The 18892-nt window shown below is 37.1% G+C and carries 23 protein-coding genes and 1 other annotated feature; of the genes, 15 read left to right on the top strand and 8 right to left on the bottom strand.

Annotated features, from left to right (window positions below):
- Nucleotides 1-11: 11 nt before the first annotated feature.
- From ACTWQB_RS04350 to ACTWQB_RS04335, 4 genes are all read left to right on the top strand, one after another.
- Nucleotides 12-371, top strand: a complete 360-nt coding sequence (locus ACTWQB_RS04350; RefSeq protein WP_443137957.1) for a YybH family protein — start codon at nucleotides 12-14, stop codon at nucleotides 369-371.
- Nucleotides 372-483: 112 nt separating this feature from the next.
- Nucleotides 484-1872 carry a hypothetical protein gene (locus tag ACTWQB_RS04345; RefSeq protein WP_443137956.1) on the top strand — a complete coding sequence of 463 codons (1389 nt, stop codon included), beginning with the start codon at nucleotides 484-486 and terminating at the stop codon, nucleotides 1870-1872.
- Nucleotides 1873-2165: 293 nt separating this feature from the next.
- Nucleotides 2166-2444, top strand: a complete 279-nt coding sequence (locus tag ACTWQB_RS04340; RefSeq protein ID WP_443137955.1) for an acetyltransferase — start codon at nucleotides 2166-2168, stop codon at nucleotides 2442-2444.
- The gene (locus ACTWQB_RS04335; protein WP_443137954.1) at nucleotides 2401-2667 is read left to right on the top strand and encodes a GNAT family N-acetyltransferase; all 267 of its coding nucleotides are present in this window, start codon (nucleotides 2401-2403) and stop codon (nucleotides 2665-2667) included. The genes ACTWQB_RS04340 and ACTWQB_RS04335 overlap by 44 nt, the downstream gene beginning before the upstream one ends.
- 152 nt (nucleotides 2668-2819) lie before the next feature.
- Here the strand turns inward: ACTWQB_RS04335 and ACTWQB_RS04330 are convergent, their stop codons facing one another.
- Nucleotides 2820-4322 carry an SLC13 family permease gene (locus ACTWQB_RS04330; RefSeq protein ID WP_443137953.1) on the bottom strand — a complete coding sequence of 501 codons (1503 nt, stop codon included), beginning with the start codon at nucleotides 4320-4322 and terminating at the stop codon, nucleotides 2820-2822.
- A gap of 96 nt (nucleotides 4323-4418) precedes the next feature.
- Between ACTWQB_RS04330 and ACTWQB_RS04325 the strand changes: the two genes are divergently transcribed.
- Nucleotides 4419-5723 (top strand): MFS transporter, encoded by a 1305-nt coding sequence (locus ACTWQB_RS04325; RefSeq protein ID WP_443137952.1) that lies wholly within the window; start codon nucleotides 4419-4421, stop codon nucleotides 5721-5723.
- A gap of 175 nt (nucleotides 5724-5898) precedes the next feature.
- Here ACTWQB_RS04325 and ACTWQB_RS04320 read toward each other — a convergent pair whose 3' ends face one another.
- On the bottom strand, nucleotides 5899-6813 hold the full coding sequence (locus ACTWQB_RS04320; RefSeq protein ID WP_443137951.1) for a zinc dependent phospholipase C family protein: 915 nt from the start codon (nucleotides 6811-6813) through the stop codon (nucleotides 5899-5901).
- A 191-nt stretch (nucleotides 6814-7004) separates the two neighbouring features.
- On the opposite strand from ACTWQB_RS04320, the gene ACTWQB_RS04315 reads away from it, so the two are divergent.
- From ACTWQB_RS04315 to ACTWQB_RS04295, 5 genes are all read left to right on the top strand, one after another.
- Entirely contained in the window at nucleotides 7005-7706 is a 702-nt protein-coding gene (locus ACTWQB_RS04315; RefSeq protein WP_443137950.1) for a CAP domain-containing protein, read from the top strand.
- 65 nt (nucleotides 7707-7771) lie between these two features.
- The gene (locus ACTWQB_RS04310; protein WP_443137949.1) at nucleotides 7772-8128 is read left to right on the top strand and encodes a hypothetical protein; all 357 of its coding nucleotides are present in this window, start codon (nucleotides 7772-7774) and stop codon (nucleotides 8126-8128) included.
- Between the two features lie 22 nt (nucleotides 8129-8150).
- Nucleotides 8151-8882 carry a YwaF family protein gene (locus ACTWQB_RS04305; protein ID WP_443137948.1) on the top strand — a complete coding sequence of 244 codons (732 nt, stop codon included), beginning with the start codon at nucleotides 8151-8153 and terminating at the stop codon, nucleotides 8880-8882.
- Between the two features lie 30 nt (nucleotides 8883-8912).
- Nucleotides 8913-9329: a large conductance mechanosensitive channel protein MscL gene (mscL, locus tag ACTWQB_RS04300; protein WP_443137947.1), complete on the top strand. Its 417-nt coding sequence runs from the start codon at nucleotides 8913-8915 to the stop codon at nucleotides 9327-9329.
- 201 nt (nucleotides 9330-9530) lie between these two features.
- On the top strand, nucleotides 9531-10343 hold the full coding sequence (locus tag ACTWQB_RS04295; RefSeq protein ID WP_443138030.1) for a CAP domain-containing protein: 813 nt from the start codon (nucleotides 9531-9533) through the stop codon (nucleotides 10341-10343).
- 113 nt (nucleotides 10344-10456) lie between these two features.
- Here the strand turns inward: ACTWQB_RS04295 and ACTWQB_RS04290 are convergent, their stop codons facing one another.
- A complete protein-coding gene (locus ACTWQB_RS04290) occupies nucleotides 10457-10627 on the bottom strand; it encodes a hypothetical protein (protein WP_443137946.1) in 171 nt (56 codons plus the stop codon).
- A 183-nt stretch (nucleotides 10628-10810) separates the two neighbouring features.
- On the opposite strand from ACTWQB_RS04290, the gene ACTWQB_RS04285 reads away from it, so the two are divergent.
- Together ACTWQB_RS04285 and argS are read left to right on the top strand one after the other, a co-directional pair.
- Complete coding sequence (locus tag ACTWQB_RS04285; RefSeq protein WP_443138029.1) at nucleotides 10811-11338, top strand: GNAT family N-acetyltransferase; 528 nt, start codon at nucleotides 10811-10813, stop codon at nucleotides 11336-11338.
- A 34-nt stretch (nucleotides 11339-11372) separates the two neighbouring features.
- Nucleotides 11373-11583: a binding site (T-box leader), on the top strand.
- 41 nt (nucleotides 11584-11624) lie between these two features.
- A complete protein-coding gene (argS, locus tag ACTWQB_RS04280) occupies nucleotides 11625-13310 on the top strand; it encodes an arginine--tRNA ligase (protein ID WP_443137945.1) in 1686 nt (561 codons plus the stop codon).
- 161 nt (nucleotides 13311-13471) lie between these two features.
- Here argS and ACTWQB_RS04275 read toward each other — a convergent pair whose 3' ends face one another.
- Nucleotides 13472-13999: a D-glycero-alpha-D-manno-heptose-1,7-bisphosphate 7-phosphatase gene (locus ACTWQB_RS04275; protein ID WP_443137944.1), complete on the bottom strand. Its 528-nt coding sequence runs from the start codon at nucleotides 13997-13999 to the stop codon at nucleotides 13472-13474.
- A gap of 8 nt (nucleotides 14000-14007) precedes the next feature.
- Nucleotides 14008-14562, bottom strand: coding sequence for a hypothetical protein (locus tag ACTWQB_RS04270; RefSeq protein WP_443137943.1), 555 nt, complete (start codon nucleotides 14560-14562; stop codon nucleotides 14008-14010).
- Nucleotides 14563-14951: 389 nt separating this feature from the next.
- Here ACTWQB_RS04270 and ACTWQB_RS04265 point away from each other — a divergent pair, with 389 nt between their 5' ends.
- Nucleotides 14952-15371 (top strand): transporter, encoded by a 420-nt coding sequence (locus ACTWQB_RS04265; protein ID WP_443138028.1) that lies wholly within the window; start codon nucleotides 14952-14954, stop codon nucleotides 15369-15371.
- Between the two features lie 86 nt (nucleotides 15372-15457).
- On the opposite strand, the gene ACTWQB_RS04260 is transcribed toward ACTWQB_RS04265, so the two are convergent.
- From ACTWQB_RS04260 to ACTWQB_RS04250, 3 genes are all read right to left on the bottom strand, one after another.
- Complete coding sequence (locus ACTWQB_RS04260) at nucleotides 15458-15805, bottom strand: general stress protein (RefSeq protein ID WP_443137942.1); 348 nt, start codon at nucleotides 15803-15805, stop codon at nucleotides 15458-15460.
- An 81-nt stretch (nucleotides 15806-15886) separates the two neighbouring features.
- Complete coding sequence (locus ACTWQB_RS04255) at nucleotides 15887-16213, bottom strand: general stress protein (protein ID WP_443137941.1); 327 nt, start codon at nucleotides 16211-16213, stop codon at nucleotides 15887-15889.
- Nucleotides 16214-16233: 20 nt separating this feature from the next.
- Entirely contained in the window at nucleotides 16234-17811 is a 1578-nt protein-coding gene (locus ACTWQB_RS04250) for an FAD-dependent oxidoreductase (RefSeq protein WP_443137940.1), read from the bottom strand.
- 105 nt (nucleotides 17812-17916) lie between these two features.
- Between ACTWQB_RS04250 and ACTWQB_RS04245 the strand changes: the two genes are divergently transcribed.
- Both ACTWQB_RS04245 and ACTWQB_RS04240 read left to right on the top strand, forming a co-directional pair.
- Complete coding sequence (locus ACTWQB_RS04245) at nucleotides 17917-18171, top strand: hypothetical protein (protein WP_443137939.1); 255 nt, start codon at nucleotides 17917-17919, stop codon at nucleotides 18169-18171.
- Between the two features lie 382 nt (nucleotides 18172-18553).
- On the top strand, nucleotides 18554-18892 hold the full coding sequence (locus ACTWQB_RS04240; RefSeq protein ID WP_443137938.1) for a GNAT family N-acetyltransferase: 339 nt from the start codon (nucleotides 18554-18556) through the stop codon (nucleotides 18890-18892).

Raw genomic sequence — 18892 nt, 5'->3', positions numbered from 1 at the left:
GGAGAGGTATGATGAACATTTTAGATACTTATATTAAAGCTACTAATTCTCACGATTTTAAAGAAATTGAAAAGATTCTTCATCCAGACGCTGTCTACTTCTTTACTGATAAGACTTGCAAAACAGTTAGAGAAATTCAAGATTACTTTGAGAACGCTTGGAACACAGTTAAAGATGAGAACTATGAAGCACATGATGTTAATTGGATCTTTAAATCTGAACAATCCATAACTTGTACTTATACATATTTTTATGAAGGTTACGTTAATAATAAATATGCGAGTGGGCGTGGAAGAGCGACCAATGTTTTTGTTAAAAAATCAAATCGTTGGTTATTAATTCATGAGCATTTAAGTCCATTACCAAGTTAAAATAACGAGGAATCAATTTAGGTTCCTCTTTTATAAATTTAAGTGAAAGTTAATCATTTTACACATTTAGACATATAATTATGATAAAGTAGTAATAACTAGGAGGGTTGATATGATTGAAAACCAATTCACGATTCAAGATGCCAAGAATAAGTCATTGAGACTTCGAGCAGAACGGATGGCAAACTACGTGCGTGCACAAATCGTTGAGGCGATTAGTGATGAACACGACTTATATTACCTTTTCTTTTATAAAGGTGAATTTTTAACTGCGAAAAAAGTAACCAAGCTACGTCGACATTCCTTCATTGAAACAGCCTTTAAGCATGGTCATGTTTATCAATCTCCACATCCTTTTATGAATCACCTTCTAACTTCAAACCATTCAGCAAAAATCATTAATAATAAGCAACTACTCCGCAAATTAAATCAACATTATTCTAAAACAGAAAAAGCCTATATCCTAACATTTTTTGAATCCTTTATTTCGAAAAAACAACTTTTTGAAGAAATTAAAGATATGTTTTATGAAGACCGTCGAGGTGGACAGTTATTTACAGCTTACCAGCTAATCAGAATCTTAAAGGATTTCGCACCGAAGCACAGTCTAGTCAAATCTTTATCTAGTGATTTGATTTATAAGGATTTTGCTAAAATGTATCGAGACAGAGATAGTGAACTGTTCAGCCAAGATTTAATTGAGGCGGAGAAAATTATGTTCCATGAAATTGAGACATGTCAAGATCAGTATGTGCAACATCTCATGACCGAAAACCGTCCTCTAGAATTAAGTATGCTACTTTATGAACAAATGAAAAAAGCCCCTTCATCAGCTACATTAGACTTACTTCATCAAACCTTACAAGAAAACTTCACTGACAATGAGAGCGTTCAGCTATTAGAACGTTTAGCTGAACAAGTCAAATTTGCTTCATTACAAGAACTCCTCTTAAAAAAGTATTTAGATTTAAAACAAATAGACCGCATTTCTCTAATCTTGCTTGAAACAGAAGTGGATTTAACCCCAAATAATTTAGAACAACTTACTAGGTCCATGTCAGAAATATCCCCTAATGAATTAAACATGCAACCAGAAGCCCTACAAAATTTTATTCTGAAACTATTAAAACACAATCCATCTAAAGCAGACCCATTACTAACTAAATGTTTGATCAAATTACTCGCATCAACTGAATTGAATGATGTGAATGACTGGATTAGACCATTTAGAGAACTATGTGGCAAAACGAAAGCGATTGAACAATTTGACAAAATGTTTAATATGAGTGAGGATTTGGAAAGCATGCAGCCGTTAGGTGAATTATACTTCGAATTCGAACAATGGGACCAAGCGTTAGAATGCTTCAGCATGGAGTCTGAACTAAAACCCGATGCGGCGAAACCATTAAAATGGCTGTCTAAAACATATTTAGAGATGGGCTTAAAAGATGAATCTGAAGCCTACCAGAAAATGTATGTGAGTGTACAGAAACAAGCATAAGTTTAAAGTTGGCTGCAAATTTGATAACCCGAGTTTGCAGACATTTTTTTGGTTTTTTATGGTAAAAATGTAGAAAAAGTCACTTGTGGGGGATTTTATGGTAGGATTTCTGTTTGCCTTTGGCGCATTAATTTTTACTGCATGTTTGTTATTTTTCATAGTCACTCTATTTACAGGTAACGATGGATCGCTATTAATTTGGACTGTATTTGGTATGCTTAATGCAAGTATTGCGATGGGGTTTCTGAGATTTTAGCCGTTGTGAAAGGTTATAAACAATAGGGGGGCACTAAATGAACTTAGAAGAATTTGAAATCAAAATTGCTCAAGAGAAAGATAGCGATGAAGTGATTAAGATGCTAAAAGAGGTTGCTCAATGGTTGAAAGACAATGGTATTGACCAGTGGGGTTTTCTGTTAGAAGGTGGAGATGACCAAGAGATTGCACAAGCGATTTCTAACGAAGAAACCTATATTATTATGAATGACGTGGGTTTAATTGGAACATTTACCCTATTACCTAACCAAGGTGGTTGGGACAAGCATATTTATTTGGGGAGAAGACTCATCTAATTCGCTTTATCTACATAGACTTGCCATTAATCCTGAATATATGAATAAAGGGTTGGGGAATAGTATGTTGGATTGGATTTACAACAATGTGAGCGAAGAAGATTTTCTCAAATTAGATTGTGTCGCGGATAATATAAAGTTGAATGATTTTTATAAAAAGTATGGCTTTGAACTAGTTGGACTAACTGATGGTCATTATAAATATCAACTTAAACTGAAATAAAATTTACCTGCAGGCTTTAAAGCGTTACCTGCAGGTATTTATGATTTAGCTTCATGTTTTTGGGTTTTATCTGCAAGTTTTTCGAAAATACCTGCAGGTTTCTGAGAAATAGCTGCATGTTTAACGAATTTACCTGCAGGTTGGTGCCCCAACTAGAATGGATAGTTAAATAAGTCTAAACCAAAGGTAATTGGAAGTAACAAGTAAATCGCAACCGTAATAATAATGACAGAAACGACGTTCAACCAGATACCGGCTTTCGCCATGTCTTCGATTTTTAAGTAACCAGAACCGAATACAACGGCGTTTGGTGGTGTTGCAACAGGTAACATGAACGCACAAGAAGCAGCGAGGGCACCTGCGATCATTAAGCTGTATGGGTGAACGTTAATGGCTGCTGCTAATGATGCCATAATTGGTAGTAGCATCGTTGCAGTGGCTGTGTTGGATGAAATTTCTGTTAATAAAATGACTATAGCTGTAATGATGGCCACAATAAAGACGAAGTTTAACCCTTGAAGGCCGGTCATTTGTTCACCGATCCATTGGGCTAAGCCTGTGTCACTGAATCCGGCTGCAATGGCTAGTCCACCACCGAACAGGAGTAGAATACCCCACGGAAGACGTTTAGCTGTTTCCCAATCCATGATGAACTCGCCTTTATTATTTTTAGCTGGAATTAAAAATAAGATTAATGCACCGGCAATTGCAATTACCGCATCATCTATGCCTGGCAATAAATCCTCAAGAATGAATGAGCGCGTAATCCAAGCTAGTGCTGTGAACGAGAATACAGTCAGAACAATTTTTTCTTCAGTAGACATCCCGCCGATTTCTTTCATCTCTTCATTAATCACGCTTTTTCCGCCTGGGAATTCATCAATATCTAATCGAAATGCCACTTTCACTAAGTAAAACCAAGCTATCGTCAACAACACAATGACAATTGGTACACCGAACAACATCCAAGTAGCAAATGAGATGGTCACATCAAATAGATTATCGACAACCCCTGCAAATAAGGCATTTGGTGGTGTTCCTATCAGCGTTCCTAAACCGCCAATGGAAGCACTATATGCAATTGACAACATGAGAGCTTTGGAAAATTCCTTAGTTTCGCTTTGACTGACGTCGCTAGATTTACTTTCTGCCGATTCTTTCATTTTATATATAATGGCAGAACCAATTGGAATCATCATCATCGCCGTTGCCGTATTCGAAATCCACATTGATAAAAAGGCCGTTGCAATCATAAAACCTAAAATTAAACGATTTAAGCTTGTCCCTACAATGTTAATAATGGTCAAAGCAATTCGCTTATGAAGATTCCAACGCTCCATCGCTAGTGCAATAATGAAACCACCCATAAATAAGAAAATGATGTCATCCCCGTATGCGGAGGTCGTATCACCAAGTTCTAATCCACCTGTTAAGGGGAATAAAATAATAGGTAAGAGGGCCGTTGCAGCGATAGGAATAGCTTCCGTTACCCACCATGTGGCAATCCATAACGTGCTTGCTAAAATTGCTTGGGCTTCAGATGACATTCCATCGAACGATAAAAATTGTAAAACGACGATAAAGAGAATAGGACCTAATATTAATCCGACCATTTGTCTTCTGTTGTATGCTTGTGTTTGTTTATCTTCTGCCATAGTTATCTCCTTTATATATTGTAAATTTTCTGAAATATGTGGAATTTAATTAGAAAATTTTGATATGCTTAAAGAAAAAGTGAAAAGAGTGATGTCATGGATACAAAACTACAACGCAGTTGGATGATGTATGATTGGGCAAACTCAGCATTTGCAACGACCATTATGGCTGCAGTATTTCCGATATTTTATAATAGTGTAGCAGCTTCCGGTTTGTCTGAAGGGACTGCTACGAGCTACTATTCTTTTACCCAATCAGTTGCCGTTTTAATCGTAGCAGTTATGGCACCGATCTTAGGAGCCATTGCTGATTACTCAGCTGCCAAGATGAAGTTCTTAAGGTTTTTCGCCTTCATGGGGATGGGTGGAAGCGTGTTACTGTTTACCGTTAATGAAGGGAATTACCTTTTAGCTTCCTTACTATTTATCATCGCTTCAATCGGATTCTCTAGCGGTAACGTTTTTTATGATGCCTTTTTGCCCCACGTTGCGAAAAAAGAGGACATGGATCGAGTGTCCACTAAGGCATATGCATTTGGTTACATAGGTGGTGGAATCCTACTCGCTATCAACCTCGTTATGATTATGAAATACGAGTGGTTTGGGTTCCCAAGTAGTAAAGAAGCGACTCAAGTGTCATTTGTAACGGTCGGTATCTGGTGGTTTATTTTCTCCATTCCTTTATTTAAAAACTTGAAGGAAGAGAAGGTTGGCACAAAGCTTGAAGAAAGGTCTAAACCATACATTGTCATTGGCTTCAGCCGGATCGGTGAAACATTTAAAACCCTTAAATACTATAAGCAATTATTAATTTTTATTATCGCGTTTTGGATGTTCTCTGATGGAATCTCAACTATTATTCGTATGGCGACGTTCTATGGCTCAACAATTGGAATTGGCACAAATGATCTAATTGCAGCGTTATTAATTACTCAGTTTGTCGGGATTCCATGTACATTATTTTTCTCGAAGCTAGCCAAATGGATCACTGCAAAAAAAGCGTTAACGTTAGCTCTTGGGGTTTACGTAATTATTGTTATTTTAGGCTATTTCATGACCAGTGCTTTACACTTTTACTTACTTGCTGTGTGTGTAGGTACCGTTCAAGGCGGGGCTCAGGCTCTGAGTCGTTCAATTTTTGCTAGAATGATTCCGCATAATAAACATGCTGAATTCTTTGGGTTCTATGGTATAACATCTAAGTTTGCGGCAATTATTGGTCCGGCCGTATTTGGGATTACAGCAGGCTTAACCGACAATAGTCGTTTGGGCATCCTTTCACTCATTGTTTTCTTTATCATAGGTATTGTGCTCTTGCAGTTTGTTAATATTGAAAAAGGCGAGCGAGAAGCTAAGGCATTAGAGGATCCGCGCGATTTTGTTAAAGTTCAGGTGAAATAAAAAAAAGCTGAATGTTGAGATTGCTTTATATCTTAACATTCAGCTTCTACTTTTAGCTAGGTCAAAATAATTCGCTGTTGTTGTCCACATATAGTAGTGTGTCTAAGAAAGGCCATAAGTGTAAGCGAAATACAGAGTTGTGTTTGTCAAACGAATCAGAGTACAAACTATTTTTTTACACTATCGGCTCAGCATATTTATTTTCATGTCCTTCTGATAATGGCCTGCCAGTGTCATATGAAATATCTCCAAGTAATTCAAGCACTGTTACTCGAACTTCTTCAACTGGTTTTTCCCAATACTGTAAAATGGCATTGGTAAGTGTTACGGCTTCATCCCGAGCATTTTTATATAAATCGATAAAACTCTCTGTACTTGGTTCTTGTGTTGCTGAATGATGCCATATGTCATTTCGTTCATTTAAATAATCAGTTACTTCAGTAATCGGTCTATGTGAAATTGGCGGAATCGCCTTAGATAATAGTTTCGTTTTCCAACCACGCGGGTCGTAGACAATCCTCAATACAAGTTTCATATCTTGATAAGATTTTTGAAAGAATCCCTCTGTAAGGCGAACATCATCTCCAAAGTGATCTGCTAAAACTTTTTCCATCATCACAGATAAATATGAATTCAGATGTAGTCCTACATCAATCCGATCATTTACAGGATTCTTCCAGGTTTTTAGGTTTCTAAAATTCCACATCATGAGTGTATCAATAATCGTCTCTAATTTTTGATGATTGTAGCCGTCATATCCTGATCGATAGTGAATATAAGGGTGTGTAACACGGTCTAAAACGTGGTGAGTGATAAACCCTAATGTATATGCTTTCGTTTCGTCTGTTCCGACTTTTGCGCCTTCAATCATATCTTGTAATACCACACCACACTTGTTGCGATGCATAAGCAGCCCTAAATCATTAATAGGAGAGCTTTTTGTCCAAGGCCAAGGGTCATGATAGAAGAATGGATCAGGTCCTTGCGCGCCTAAGTTGAAATAATGTTGGTGCTTACGAATCCTGGAACTAATTGGAACATATTCCATAACATCCTCACAAAATAATATATGGGTCCAGACGTTTGGCATACCATCACCTTCTTTAATTCTTATTACATTACTGTTTCTTTACGAATGCTAAAAATCCTTCTTTTTGCAAAATATGTCAGGTTAAGTCGCTTTATAATCGGGAAAAGGTTTATGGAAAGAGTTTTTTGTTTAAAATGTAGTTAATCGGTCTTATAATTAAATAGAATAGCTCCTATGAGGAGGCATAAGAGATGTTTAAGCTAATTAAATATGCCATTGTATTATTGGTCATTGGTTTTATCATAAATTCTTTACCTGAGTCCATGTTTACAGATGACAATCAAGATGTAGCCGTTTCTGAAGAGGCATCAGGTATAGAAGAAGTCAGTAATCGTGTTCAACATCTAGTTACCAATGTAGATTGGGCGGATGTAACTGAAAAAGCTGTTAACGGGCTAAATCGTGCTGCTACAATGCTTGCATTGTATTTAGAAGGCGATGAAAATGTTGACGTTGTTCCCGTGTTCCAAGGGGATGAAGTGGATGGAACCGATCGTGATGCCGACCATGTTCATGAGTTTGAGCGTCGGGTACATGAGCTAGTGAATGAAGAACGTGCTAAGCATGATTTAGAGCCACTTGAGTTTTCGGTAGATGTGAGTCATGTTGCTCGTGCTAAATCACAAGATATGGCTGACAATGATTATTTCAGTCACGAATCCCCAACTTATGGATCTCCTTTTGATATGATGCAAGAATTTGGGCTTCGATACATGGCTGCTGGTGAGAACATCGCCATGGGACAACGAAGCCCAGAACAAGTTATGGATGGCTGGATGAACAGTGAAGGTCATCGCAAAAATATTTTACAAGATAGTTTCACCCATATTGGTGTTGGGTTTATTAAAGATAATGGCACCTATTATTGGACTCAAATGTTTATCGGGAAGTAGTTAACAGCCGGATCACAATGAATGTGGTTCGGCTGTTCTTATACAAGTGAAAAGGAGGATTTTCGATGGATTTCAAGAAAATAGATTACATGATACTCGTAGGTATAGCGGTATTACTCATTGTAGATCATTTTGTCAGTGGGTTTCCGCATAATATTTTAGCGTGGATCTTTGCAGGTTTCATTGTTTATAGTCTTAATTACAAGAAGTATAAAGAAAAATCATTAGAACATATTCGGAATTGGCAAGTGTGGAGTACAGTCATCATAGTTGCAATGGTTATCATCTTCTCGTTAATTGGAACCGTTGATAACCCAGGTGTTTCGTTTGCAAGCGGTATCTTTTGGTTTGCAATTTTATTATCCATTTTTGAGATTGCTTATCAAACCAGTCAGATTAAGAGAGGCACAGATGATCGATAAGCGGTAAAAAGGGAGAGGTAAGATGGGGGAATTATACAGCTTCAATCGTGAAGTGTATCCATTTGAAATGTTTACTTTTGAGCATATTATGATGTTGATCATAACTGTTGTACTAATAATGGGCTTATATTTTTTTCGAGAAGAAATTAGAAATCAGTTTCGTCGTTCAGTAAAATTTATTTTAATTACACTACTAATTCTAAGTGAAGCCATTTTCCATGTCTGGTTTATCATCCATGACAGATGGGACATTACCATTAATCTGCCTTTACAGTTGTGTTCAATTTCACTTTATTTATGTGTTTGGATGCTCATCACAAAGAGCAATAACGTTTTTGAAGTGGCCTTTTTTATAAGCATGACTGGAGCTGCGATTGCGATCATCACTCCAGAATTGTTCTTTGGATTCCCTCATCTTAGGTTTTTTCAATTTTTTATCGCACATATTGTCATTGTGTTGTCGTGTTTTTATATGCTTTGGGTGGAGCGGTTAGCTCTAACTTTTCGATCAGTGATTAAAGCTTTTCTAATTCTTAATGCCATAGCTTTTGTAGTCTATTGGGTTAATCAATGGCTTGGTTCCAACTATATGTTTTTGGCAAACCAACCTAGTAATGCTAGTATTATAGACTTTCTAGGCCCGTATCCTTGGTACATAGTCTCTCTTGAAGCAATTGCTGTTGCATTATTCTTAATCATCTTTTTCATTTATAAAAAATCTCACCATACACATAATATATCGTCACTCAAATGAATATAATCTAACAACGAAAGGGTGACCATCATGTGGAAGGAATTCAAAAAGTTTGCCTTGCGAGGTAATGTCATAGAATTAGCTATCGCCGTCATTATAGGCACAGCTTTTAGTAAAATTGTTGATTCACTTGTCAGTGATATCTTGGCTCCTGTATTAGGCATTATAGCAGGAGGGACGAGCTTAAAGTTTCTAGTGCTAAATATTGATGGAACGATTATTAGATACGGGTCATTTATTCAATCAGCATTAGATTTTTTCATCATCACTTTTTCGATTTATATGTTTATCAAACTATTTAATTACATACGAGGGAAAGAAACAGTAAAACTAGAAGAAGCCCCGCACCCAAACCATGAGGTGTTAGTGGAGATAAGAGATTTACTGAAAGAAGAAAAAGAGCCAAGTAAAACTAAAGACGAACGGCTTAAAATACGAATTAAATGAGACTGACTGTTACTAATCGTGATGGTCAGTCTTTGATATTTTCACTAGATAAATTTATTATTTGCTAGAAAATTCACGCTTATAATTACGACTGTAAAGCCATTTTTTTAGGCTGGCATATATTAACTCTTAAAAAACTATTATGAGTTGTTATAATGTGCGTGTGGGGGTCAAGACATCTAAGGAGGTAATACCTTGAAAATGTTAAGACCAATTACGGCTGTATTAATTACAGTCATTATGTCAATTATTTTAGCTACTGGACAAGTAGCCGCAAGTAGCCAAGCAGATAGTCAAGGATCAAGTGAAGCATATACGTTTACAATTCCATTCTCTATGTGGGTCCAGCAAGATGCTGAATTTAACTGGAATGATTTTGTTAACGAATACTGGAATAAAGCTCAAGAGCAGCAGCCAGTAGAGCAGGAACAGCCTCAACAACCAGCTGAGCCTAAAGAAGAAGCTCCTAAACAAGAGCAGCCAGAAGAGCCTAAAGAAGAGGCTCCAAAGCAAGAACAGCCAGCTGAACAAGAGGAACCTCAACAAGAACAACCAGTTGAGCAACCACAACAAGAAGAGCAGGTTGAACAACCAGCGCAAGAACAACAAGAACCACAACAAGCTTCAGACTTACAAGCGTTTGAACAGCAAGTTGTCGAATTAGTAAACCAAGAAAGACAAAAGCATGGTTTACAACCACTAGAAGCATCATCTGAACTTAGTGATGTGGCACGCGAAAAGTCACGTGACATGGCTCAGAATAACTACTTCAGCCACACATCACCAACTTATGGTTCACCATTTGATATGATGCAACAATTCGGAATTGACTACCGTACTGCAGGTGAAAATATTGCGATGGGTCAAACGTCTCCAGAGCAAGTGATGAACGGTTGGATGAACAGTGACGGCCACCGTAAAAACATCTTAAGCAGTGACTTCACACACATTGGCGTTGGCTACGTCGAAGCAAACGGAAAAACTTACTGGACACAAATGTTCATTGGTAAATAAATAAAGAGAGTAGAACAAGGGAACACCCGCTTACTGTTATTTCAGTGAAGCGGGTGTTTTTACTAGACAAAATCATGGGTTTACTAGACACTTTTGGCGTTTTACTAGACAATCTATGAATACCGAATCGTAATACACCAATCTCTTCCTAAAGAGAAACAGAAGTCCTTCTGTCTATTCAAATTATATTGCTTAGGTACTTTTGAAAACTTCCATCCCTCAAGGTTCGTTTTAGTTAATTCTTTTTTATGTTCATCCAATAAATATTGGTAGTCTAAATGCATATGAATGCCTCCTTTGTTACTTTTAGTATATTACGTGAGGTCATTTTATCCATTGGCAAGAAGGTTGAAATTTCCTCAGTCTTTGGTCGTAATTTTTTTGTTAAAAAAATGATTAAGATCAATAATAGTAAAAGGGCTATGTTAAACTTTTAGCAACACGACTAAATTGGAGTGAAAACCATGATATTCAATACGGATCGTATTTATTTACGTAAACTTTCTAAAGATGACATAAAAACACTTTACAAATGGCACAATGATGTCGAAGTGTTTACCAACATGAGATCCTCGCTTGATTTGTACAATCATGATGAACTTGAAGAGTTTTACGATAAAATCAAAGAGGGGAAAAGTTTTATCATTGTTGATCAAGAAAGCCAACAAGAAATTGGGAACATATCGCTTGTTGGGCTGAACTTCAGGCAGCGCCATGCGGAAGTTCTATTATTGATTGGAGAGAAAGATTATTGGGGTCAAGGGTACGGAAAGGAAGCGTTCAAGTTATTATTGAACTATGCATTTAATGAATTAAATTTACATAGAGTAAGTTTGAAAGTATTCTCATTTAACCAAAAAGCATTCCAAATGTATGAAAAGTTCGGGTTCCAAGTTGAAGGGAAGCTTAGAGAAGCATTTTTCAGACATGGTGAATGGCATGATATCTATATCATGAGCTTGTTGCAAAGAGAGTACTTTGAATTAAAAGGTTGATTTTAGACCCGGTTGTGATAATATATTGAAAAACATACATCCGATGAGGAAGAGAGTAATTTAGGTGTAGTTTATAGCGAGTTAGGGATGGTGTGAGCCTAGCAGCGAAACTTAAGTGAACCGCACTTCTGAGGAGTAACCTGAAAATAGTAGGGTGAGCCGGGGATTAGCCCCGTTATCAAGTTAAAGTTGGTTCATCTTTGTGATGGACAAAAAGAGTGGTACCGCGACAACTCGTCTCTTAATGATTAAGAGGCGATTTTTTTATATTTAGAGGGGGATTAAGATGCTACTTAAACAAGTAATGATTGAAGAAATTCATAAGTTAGTCCATGAGCATTTGTCAGTTGAAGATGTTTCTGGATTAATAGAAAAGCCAAAGGTAGAAAAACACGGAGACTTTGCATTTCCTTGTTTTGCATTAGCAAAGCTATTGCGTAAATCGCCACAAGACATTGCAAAGCAAATTGCTAATCAAATAAGTCATAGCAGTTTTAGTCATGTTCAAGCAGTAGGACCGTATGTCAACGTCTTTATTAATCGAAAACACGGAAGTCAGGCAGTATTAACTGACATATTGAAGCAAGGACCAGACTATGGGAAACAGTCTATTGGTGAAGGGAAGAAGATTGTATTGGATTTCTCGTCACCAAATATCGCCAAACCATTTTCTATGGGTCATCTAAGGTCTACTGTTATTGGGCAGTCTTTAGCATTGATCGTTGAAAAGATAGGCTATACATCCGTTAAAATCAACCACCTCGGTGATTGGGGCACGCAATTTGGAAAACTCATTCATGCTTACAAGATATGGGGAGATGAGGGCACAGTCCGTGAAAACCCAATTGAAGAACTATTAAAGCTTTACGTAAAATTTCATGAAGAAGCGGAAAGCCATCCTGAACTTGAAGATGAAGGTCGAGCATGGTTCAAAAAGTTAGAAGATGGCGATGGAGAAGCAATCCAACTTTGGAAATGGTTTAGAGAAGAGTCTTTGAAAGAATTTCAGAAAATCTATCATTTGTTAGGAGTGGAGTTTGATTCCTTTAATGGCGAAGCTTTTTATAATGATAAAATGGACGATACGATTAAGTTGTTAAAAAATCAAAGTTTATTGACCGAATCAGATGGAGCGGAAGTCGTCAGTCTTGATGACTATGATTTGCCGCCATCTTTAATCAAAAAACGAGACGGTGCGACTCTCTACACGACTAGAGATTTAACGGCTGCTATCTACAGACAACAACACTACCAATTTGAGCAAGCGATCTATGTGGTTGGCCATGAGCAGTCATTACATTTCAAACAATTATTTTTAGTCCTTAAGAAGATGGGTTATTCATGGGCAGACCATATGCATCACGTGCCATTTGGATTTATTTTAAAAGACGGTAAGAAGATGTCGACTCGTAAAGGGAAAGTCGTGTTACTTGATGAGGTAATAAAAGAAGCCATTGAATTAGCTAAACAGAACATAGAAGATAAAAATCCAAACTTAGGTAACAAGGAGGAGGTTGCTCAACAGGTTGGAGTAGGTGCAGTCATTTTCCACGATTTAAAAAATGATCGTTTGAACAATGTTGAATTCTCGCTTGAAGACATGTTGAGATTCGAGGGCAATACCGGACCATATGTTCAATACACTCACGCTCGCGCACAGTCAATATTAAGTAAAACGTCTGCGAGCCCCAAGATTAACTTTGGGCTAGAAGATGATGAATCTTGGCAAGTCGTGAAACTCTTACATCAGTTCTCGGAGGCTGTACTTAAGAGTTATAACACATACGAGCCATCTGTCATTGCAAAATATTTAATTGATCTGTCTCAAGCATTTAATAAATACTATGGGAAGGTCAAAATATTGAGTGAAGATGAGTATTTAGAAGATCGGTTGGCATTAGTAAATTCAACAGGTGTTGTGATTAAAGAGGGGCTTCGATTACTAGGAATCAGTGCTCCTGAGAATATGTAAACTTGCAGGTAAATTAGCTAAACATGTTGATAAATGTTGAGAACCTGCAGGTAAATTAAAAAAACCTACAGGTAAATCGGAAAAACTTGCAGCTAAAACATAGAAACATGCAGGTATATCTTAAAAACCTGCAGCTAAACAAAAAGCTTGAGACCTCGGCCTCAAGCTTTTTCATCTTCTAAAATCCATTCAACGGCTTCGCTTAAATTGTTAAAACACTTATATGCTTCTGGATGAGTGTTCACTACCATTAAGCTCTTAATCCCAACTGCATTACCAGCTTCAATATCGGGTTCACGGTCACCGACCATATAACTTTTCATAATGTCGATGTCGTAGTCGTCTAATAAATCAAGAAGCATTTGTGAGCCTGGCTTACGGCAGTAACAATTTTCGTGTGGAGCATGAGTACAAGCCATAATTTCATTGATTTGTGCACCTTGTTTAGCAAGTTCCTTGGCCATATGTTCATGAATACTGTCTAGTTCTTCTTCTGTCATGTAACCTAATCCGACGCCGCCTTGATTGGTCACGACAAATACTTTAAAGTCAGCTTCATTTAATTTTTGAATCGCTTCGGCTACACCTTCTAAAAAATACAAATCTTCTTTTCGATTAACGAATTTAACACGATCCGTTTTGACCTCGTTAATAACGCCATCTCTATCTAAAAATACTGCTTTATTCACTTGCAAAATCATCCTTCCATGGTATTCTTCTCAAGTTGATCACCTAAGTTTCTAAATTTAAAGAGTAATACTAAGAACACGATGTGAGTAATTAATCCCACAATACCCAGTAACGCAAACAGCCAGATGAACAAGCTGAAATTAAGACTAAAAGTGTTTAAAAATATAACAGTAAGAATAATCGCCAAATAAGCCTTCATTATCTTCTCGGTGCGAATTTTTAGTTCGAATTCTTTATGTGATTCTACTAACTCAATCAATACTAAGAAAATGTAATAAACTAAAACAACATCTAATATATTAACAGCTAAAAAGTAAAACTTCCAGAATCCAAAAATGATTGTATTAGGATCCATGACAATTGCAGGTATCGACATGATGATTAAGATAAAAGCAACGGTTAAACCGGTTTTAGCTCGTTGAGATATGTTGCTTACTTGGATTAGCCCAATATATATAAAAAGGTAACCAACCGGATCAAGTAATACGTCAAATGTTTCAATGCGAGTGTCAATTAATACAATTATAAATCCCCAAAACATGTGTAATATAGAATTCTTCATTATTGTTTTTCCCCTTTGAAATTAATCCATTCTTGAATTAAATCTTGTGTTAAGTAACGGGTTACAATAAAAATTTATGTCTTATCTTTTCCTCCTCATTATTTAACATAATACCAATAAAAGAAATAGAAAAAAATGACTTTTCACTTGAGAATTTTTAATAGTTGAAGCGTTCTGGTCGACTGAAGCACAGTCAGCTTGGCTAAATATATCCCTATTCTGCCCGTTCCAATCTAGGCACTTGTGCTTTTCACTTGGTGGACAGACACCTAAGCTCTAGGCATTAACATACTATGAAGGTGTGAGGACGTTTTATAGAGAGGGGTATAAATTTGTACGGTTATAATGGACAGAATCCTTATAGACAGCCTGATGAAACGAATTCTTTAATGTACGGAGGGGATCCACGTATAACCCCAGGTCAAGGAGGTCCACCTGGAGGTTTTCCACCAGGCTTTGGACCCGGAGGACCAGGGGGAGGACCTGGTGGTGGTTTCCAGCCAGGACCCGGTGGCCCAGGTGGACCAGGGCAAGGACCAAGTGGACCACCTCAAGGGCCACCGCCATCGTTCACACCACAACAAGGTGGTGGCCAAGGGGGACAATTTGGCGTTCAAGCAGTAGATCCAGGTTCGATTCGTGGCTGTTTGTATCGTTACACATATGTATGGTTAGATAATCGTCAACGTTTCTGGTTCTATCCAACGTATGTAGGCAGACGCTCCGTGTCAGGGTATCGTTGGACTGGATTCTTCTGGGTTTATTACGGAATAGACTTGAGAAGAATTGACTCGTTCCAGTGCTATTAAGAAAAGCACTATTATTTCTCAGCTATTAAAAAATGGACCCCATTTTTCAATGGGGTCCAAATTTAGGGGGAGGAGTAAGTTACAATTTATTGTAAAATTGTCGAGACAGCCTTTTGGCTATTGACAATTAACAACACTTTACCTTCATCCATATCTTCTTCGTATTCTTCAGCTTCATCTTCACTTAAGCCCATTTCTTGTAGCTTCGTTCTTAATTCATCACCTTTTTTATTGAACATATTGTTTAAGAAGTTCTTCATATCTTGCTCGCTAAATCCAATTGTATTCGCTCTAGCATTGCTCGCAATGCGCTCAGTACGATCATCATCATGAGATAATACATACATTTCAGTGTTGTCTATTCCGTTTTTCTTAAGCTTTTGCACATCATTAACAAGTTGTTCATCATTAGTATACTCTTTTACAAATGGCATTGTTGTTCACTCATTTTAAATATGTTTCATTAGTTGTTTACCACGTGATTATTTTTTAAAACATATCTAGAAGTGAAAAACTTAATCAAGCAATTCATCAAAGTTACGATCTTCTCTCACAATTAATAAAATTTTCCCTTGATCCAGCATCGCTTCGTATTGATCGGCTGCCTCTTCTGTTACACCTACTTCTTCTAACTTGGCTCTTAATTCGTCACCTTTTTTATCAAACCCCTCATTTTGAGAAAGTTCAATACTGTGAGTTCTTGTCTTGTGTGCTAAATCTTCTGTGTGATCATCATCATGTGCTAACACGTAGATATCTTCTTGATCCACTCCATTACCTAACAATTTCTTAATGTCATTTTCTAAGTTTTGATCGTTTTTGTAATCTTTAATGTATGTCAATTTGATACCTCCTTAATAATTTAATAACCAGATCGCTTATCATTAAACTTAAAATCATCAGCCATATGAAAATCATGCTTTTGTAATGGAGTTTCAGCAGGCCCTTCTAATACTTCCCCAGTGTATGAGAAGCGGGAGCCATGACATGGGCAATCCCACGATCGCTCAGACTCATTCCAATTAACTTCACAACCTGCATGGGTGCAAGTCGTATCGACAATATGAACTTGTCCTTCTTCATCTTTATAGGCCCCTTTACGTTCGCCATCTATACGAATGACAGCACCTTCATCATGTTCTAGGTCTTCAATTTTTGTTCGTGGCACTTCCATTTTTCCTTTAATTAGGTGCTTCGCCATATCTATGTTTTCCATGAAAAATTTCTTTAAGCTTGGATCTGGCGAAAAGCGTGAAGGGGAGAAAATATCCTTATACGGGTTCATCTCACCTAAAACCATATCGCTCATTAATTTGGCTGCATTTGTTCCGCTCGTCATCCCCCATTTACGATATCCCGTTGCAATGAGCACGTTTTGGCGTTTTTTAGTGATTGCACCGACATAAGGAATCTTATCTAATGTTATTAGGTCTTGAGCTGACCATCGATGGAGAACTTCATATTCATTTTCAGTAAAAATGTCATTACAAAATCTTTTTAACGCCTTATAATGCTCCATCATTCCTTGCCCTTGTCCTGTTTTGTGATCTTCCCCACCAATTATATAAACTTCTTCACCATTGTAAGTGGCTTTACGAATGGTATGCTCAGGCTTATCAACACTTAAATACATACCGCCAGGATAAGGCTTATTCGCTTTCACAGCTAACACATATGAACGACTTGCATACATGCGAGTGGAATAAAGCCCTGTTCCTTCATAAAAAGGGAAGTGTGAACAGGCTAAGACGTAATTGGCTTTCACACGAAAACCGTCTCTTGTAACCACGACGGACGCCCCGTGCGCATCTTCCACGTCGACAGCCACTGTTTGCTCATAAAATTGGCCACCCTTTTCCTGGATTAGCTTTACTAAATGCGATAAATATTTGAGAGGGTGGAACTGAGCCTGATTCTTCATCGAAAGGGCATTCTCAATTGAGATATTAAATGGTATTTCTGTTTCTAGATTCCCTTTAATATTAAGGTTTTCGTAAGCTTGATACTCTTTTTCTAATTTGTTTTTATACTCACCTGACGTTGAGAATAGGTAAGCATCTTGTTTCTCAAAGTCACAATCAATTTGATAATTCTTAACAAGCTCTTCAATTAGCTTCAAAGCATCCGTATTAGCTTCATAATAAAGTCTAGCAGTATTATAGCCCATCTTGTTAATCAAATCTTGGTAGATAATTTCATGTTGAGCCGTAACTTTTGCGGTCGTATGGCCAGTTGTGCCGTTTAATAGTGAAGTTGCTTCAAGCAGTGTCACCTTAATGTTTTGCTGGGAAAGAAGGTAGGCGGCTGTAATACCAGTAATACCACCCCCCACAATAACCACATCTGTTGTTATATCCTCTGTTAAAGGTTCAAAAGTTGGAATAGATGTGTCTTCAAACCAAATTGAGTGAGACTGGTCTGGAAATTGTTGTTGTGTCATTGTAATCCTCCGTTTCATGTTGCACTTTTTAAATTAGTATTTGTAACATATGGAAGGCTATTCAGTAAGATCATTTTGTAGTAAAATAAAAGTGGAGGGATTAACATGTCGACGGCTATTTATTTTATTATTGGATTATTATTTGTACTAACATTAGTTGGCACCTTACTAATAGGGAAGTCAGAAAATGATAAAATGAAGAAGTATGAACAAGAAGGCAATACAGCTAAGGATGAATTAAAACGTTCTTGGGAATATGAGACATCATCACTTAAGAAAAATATTCCTTCACTATTAATCATCTATACCGTTGTGATTGTTGCAAGCTTTATTGCCTTAGCTTTTTACATTTTTACCTGACATGATTTTGTAATATTCATTTAATAGGTGTGTAATATGAACTCCCTATGTCTCGTGTTATTCTAATAATTAGAAAGAGTCTGAAAAGGTTATTTCCCCCTAATCACATAGTGCGTTTGAAGAGCTGTGAACACCGTGTTCATAGCTCAATTTTTTTATATAAAAGGGAGGATTGATTCGTGAACGATTTATTTAGCCCATTTCCACAATTAGAAACAGAAAGAGTAAGGTTGCGAAAACTTACATACGAAGATGCCCAAGATATATTTGAATATGCTAGTCAACGTAGAGTTTCAGACAATGTGACTTGGGAAGCACATAAAACAATTGAAGACACTCTACAATTTGTTGATTCGCAATTAACCGTTATGAAGAAAATAAAGTGGCGCCATGGGGAATTGAATATAAACAAAACGGTAAGCTCATTGGTACAGCAGACTTTGTGTGGTGGCAAAAAGACCATCATGCAGCAGAAGTTGGGTATGTATTATCACCAGATTATTGGGGGGAAGGGATCGTACCTGAAGTGGTTCAAGCTTTAATCCAATTTGGCTTTGAGAAAATGAATTTAATTAGAATTCAAGCTCTTTGTTTGGAAGAAAATACACAATCCGAACGTGTTATGCAAAAAGTTGGTATGACGTATGAAGGAACTTTGCATAAACGTTATTTTGTAAAAGGTGAACATAGGAATTTAAAAATGTATGCCGTGACAAAATAA

Source organism: Piscibacillus sp. B03 (assembly GCF_052246295.1).
Taxonomy (GTDB): domain Bacteria; phylum Bacillota; class Bacilli; order Bacillales; family Alkalibacillaceae; genus Piscibacillus.
Note: the sequence above shows the minus strand (reverse complement) of the source record. Positions and strands in the feature narration are given on the sequence as shown.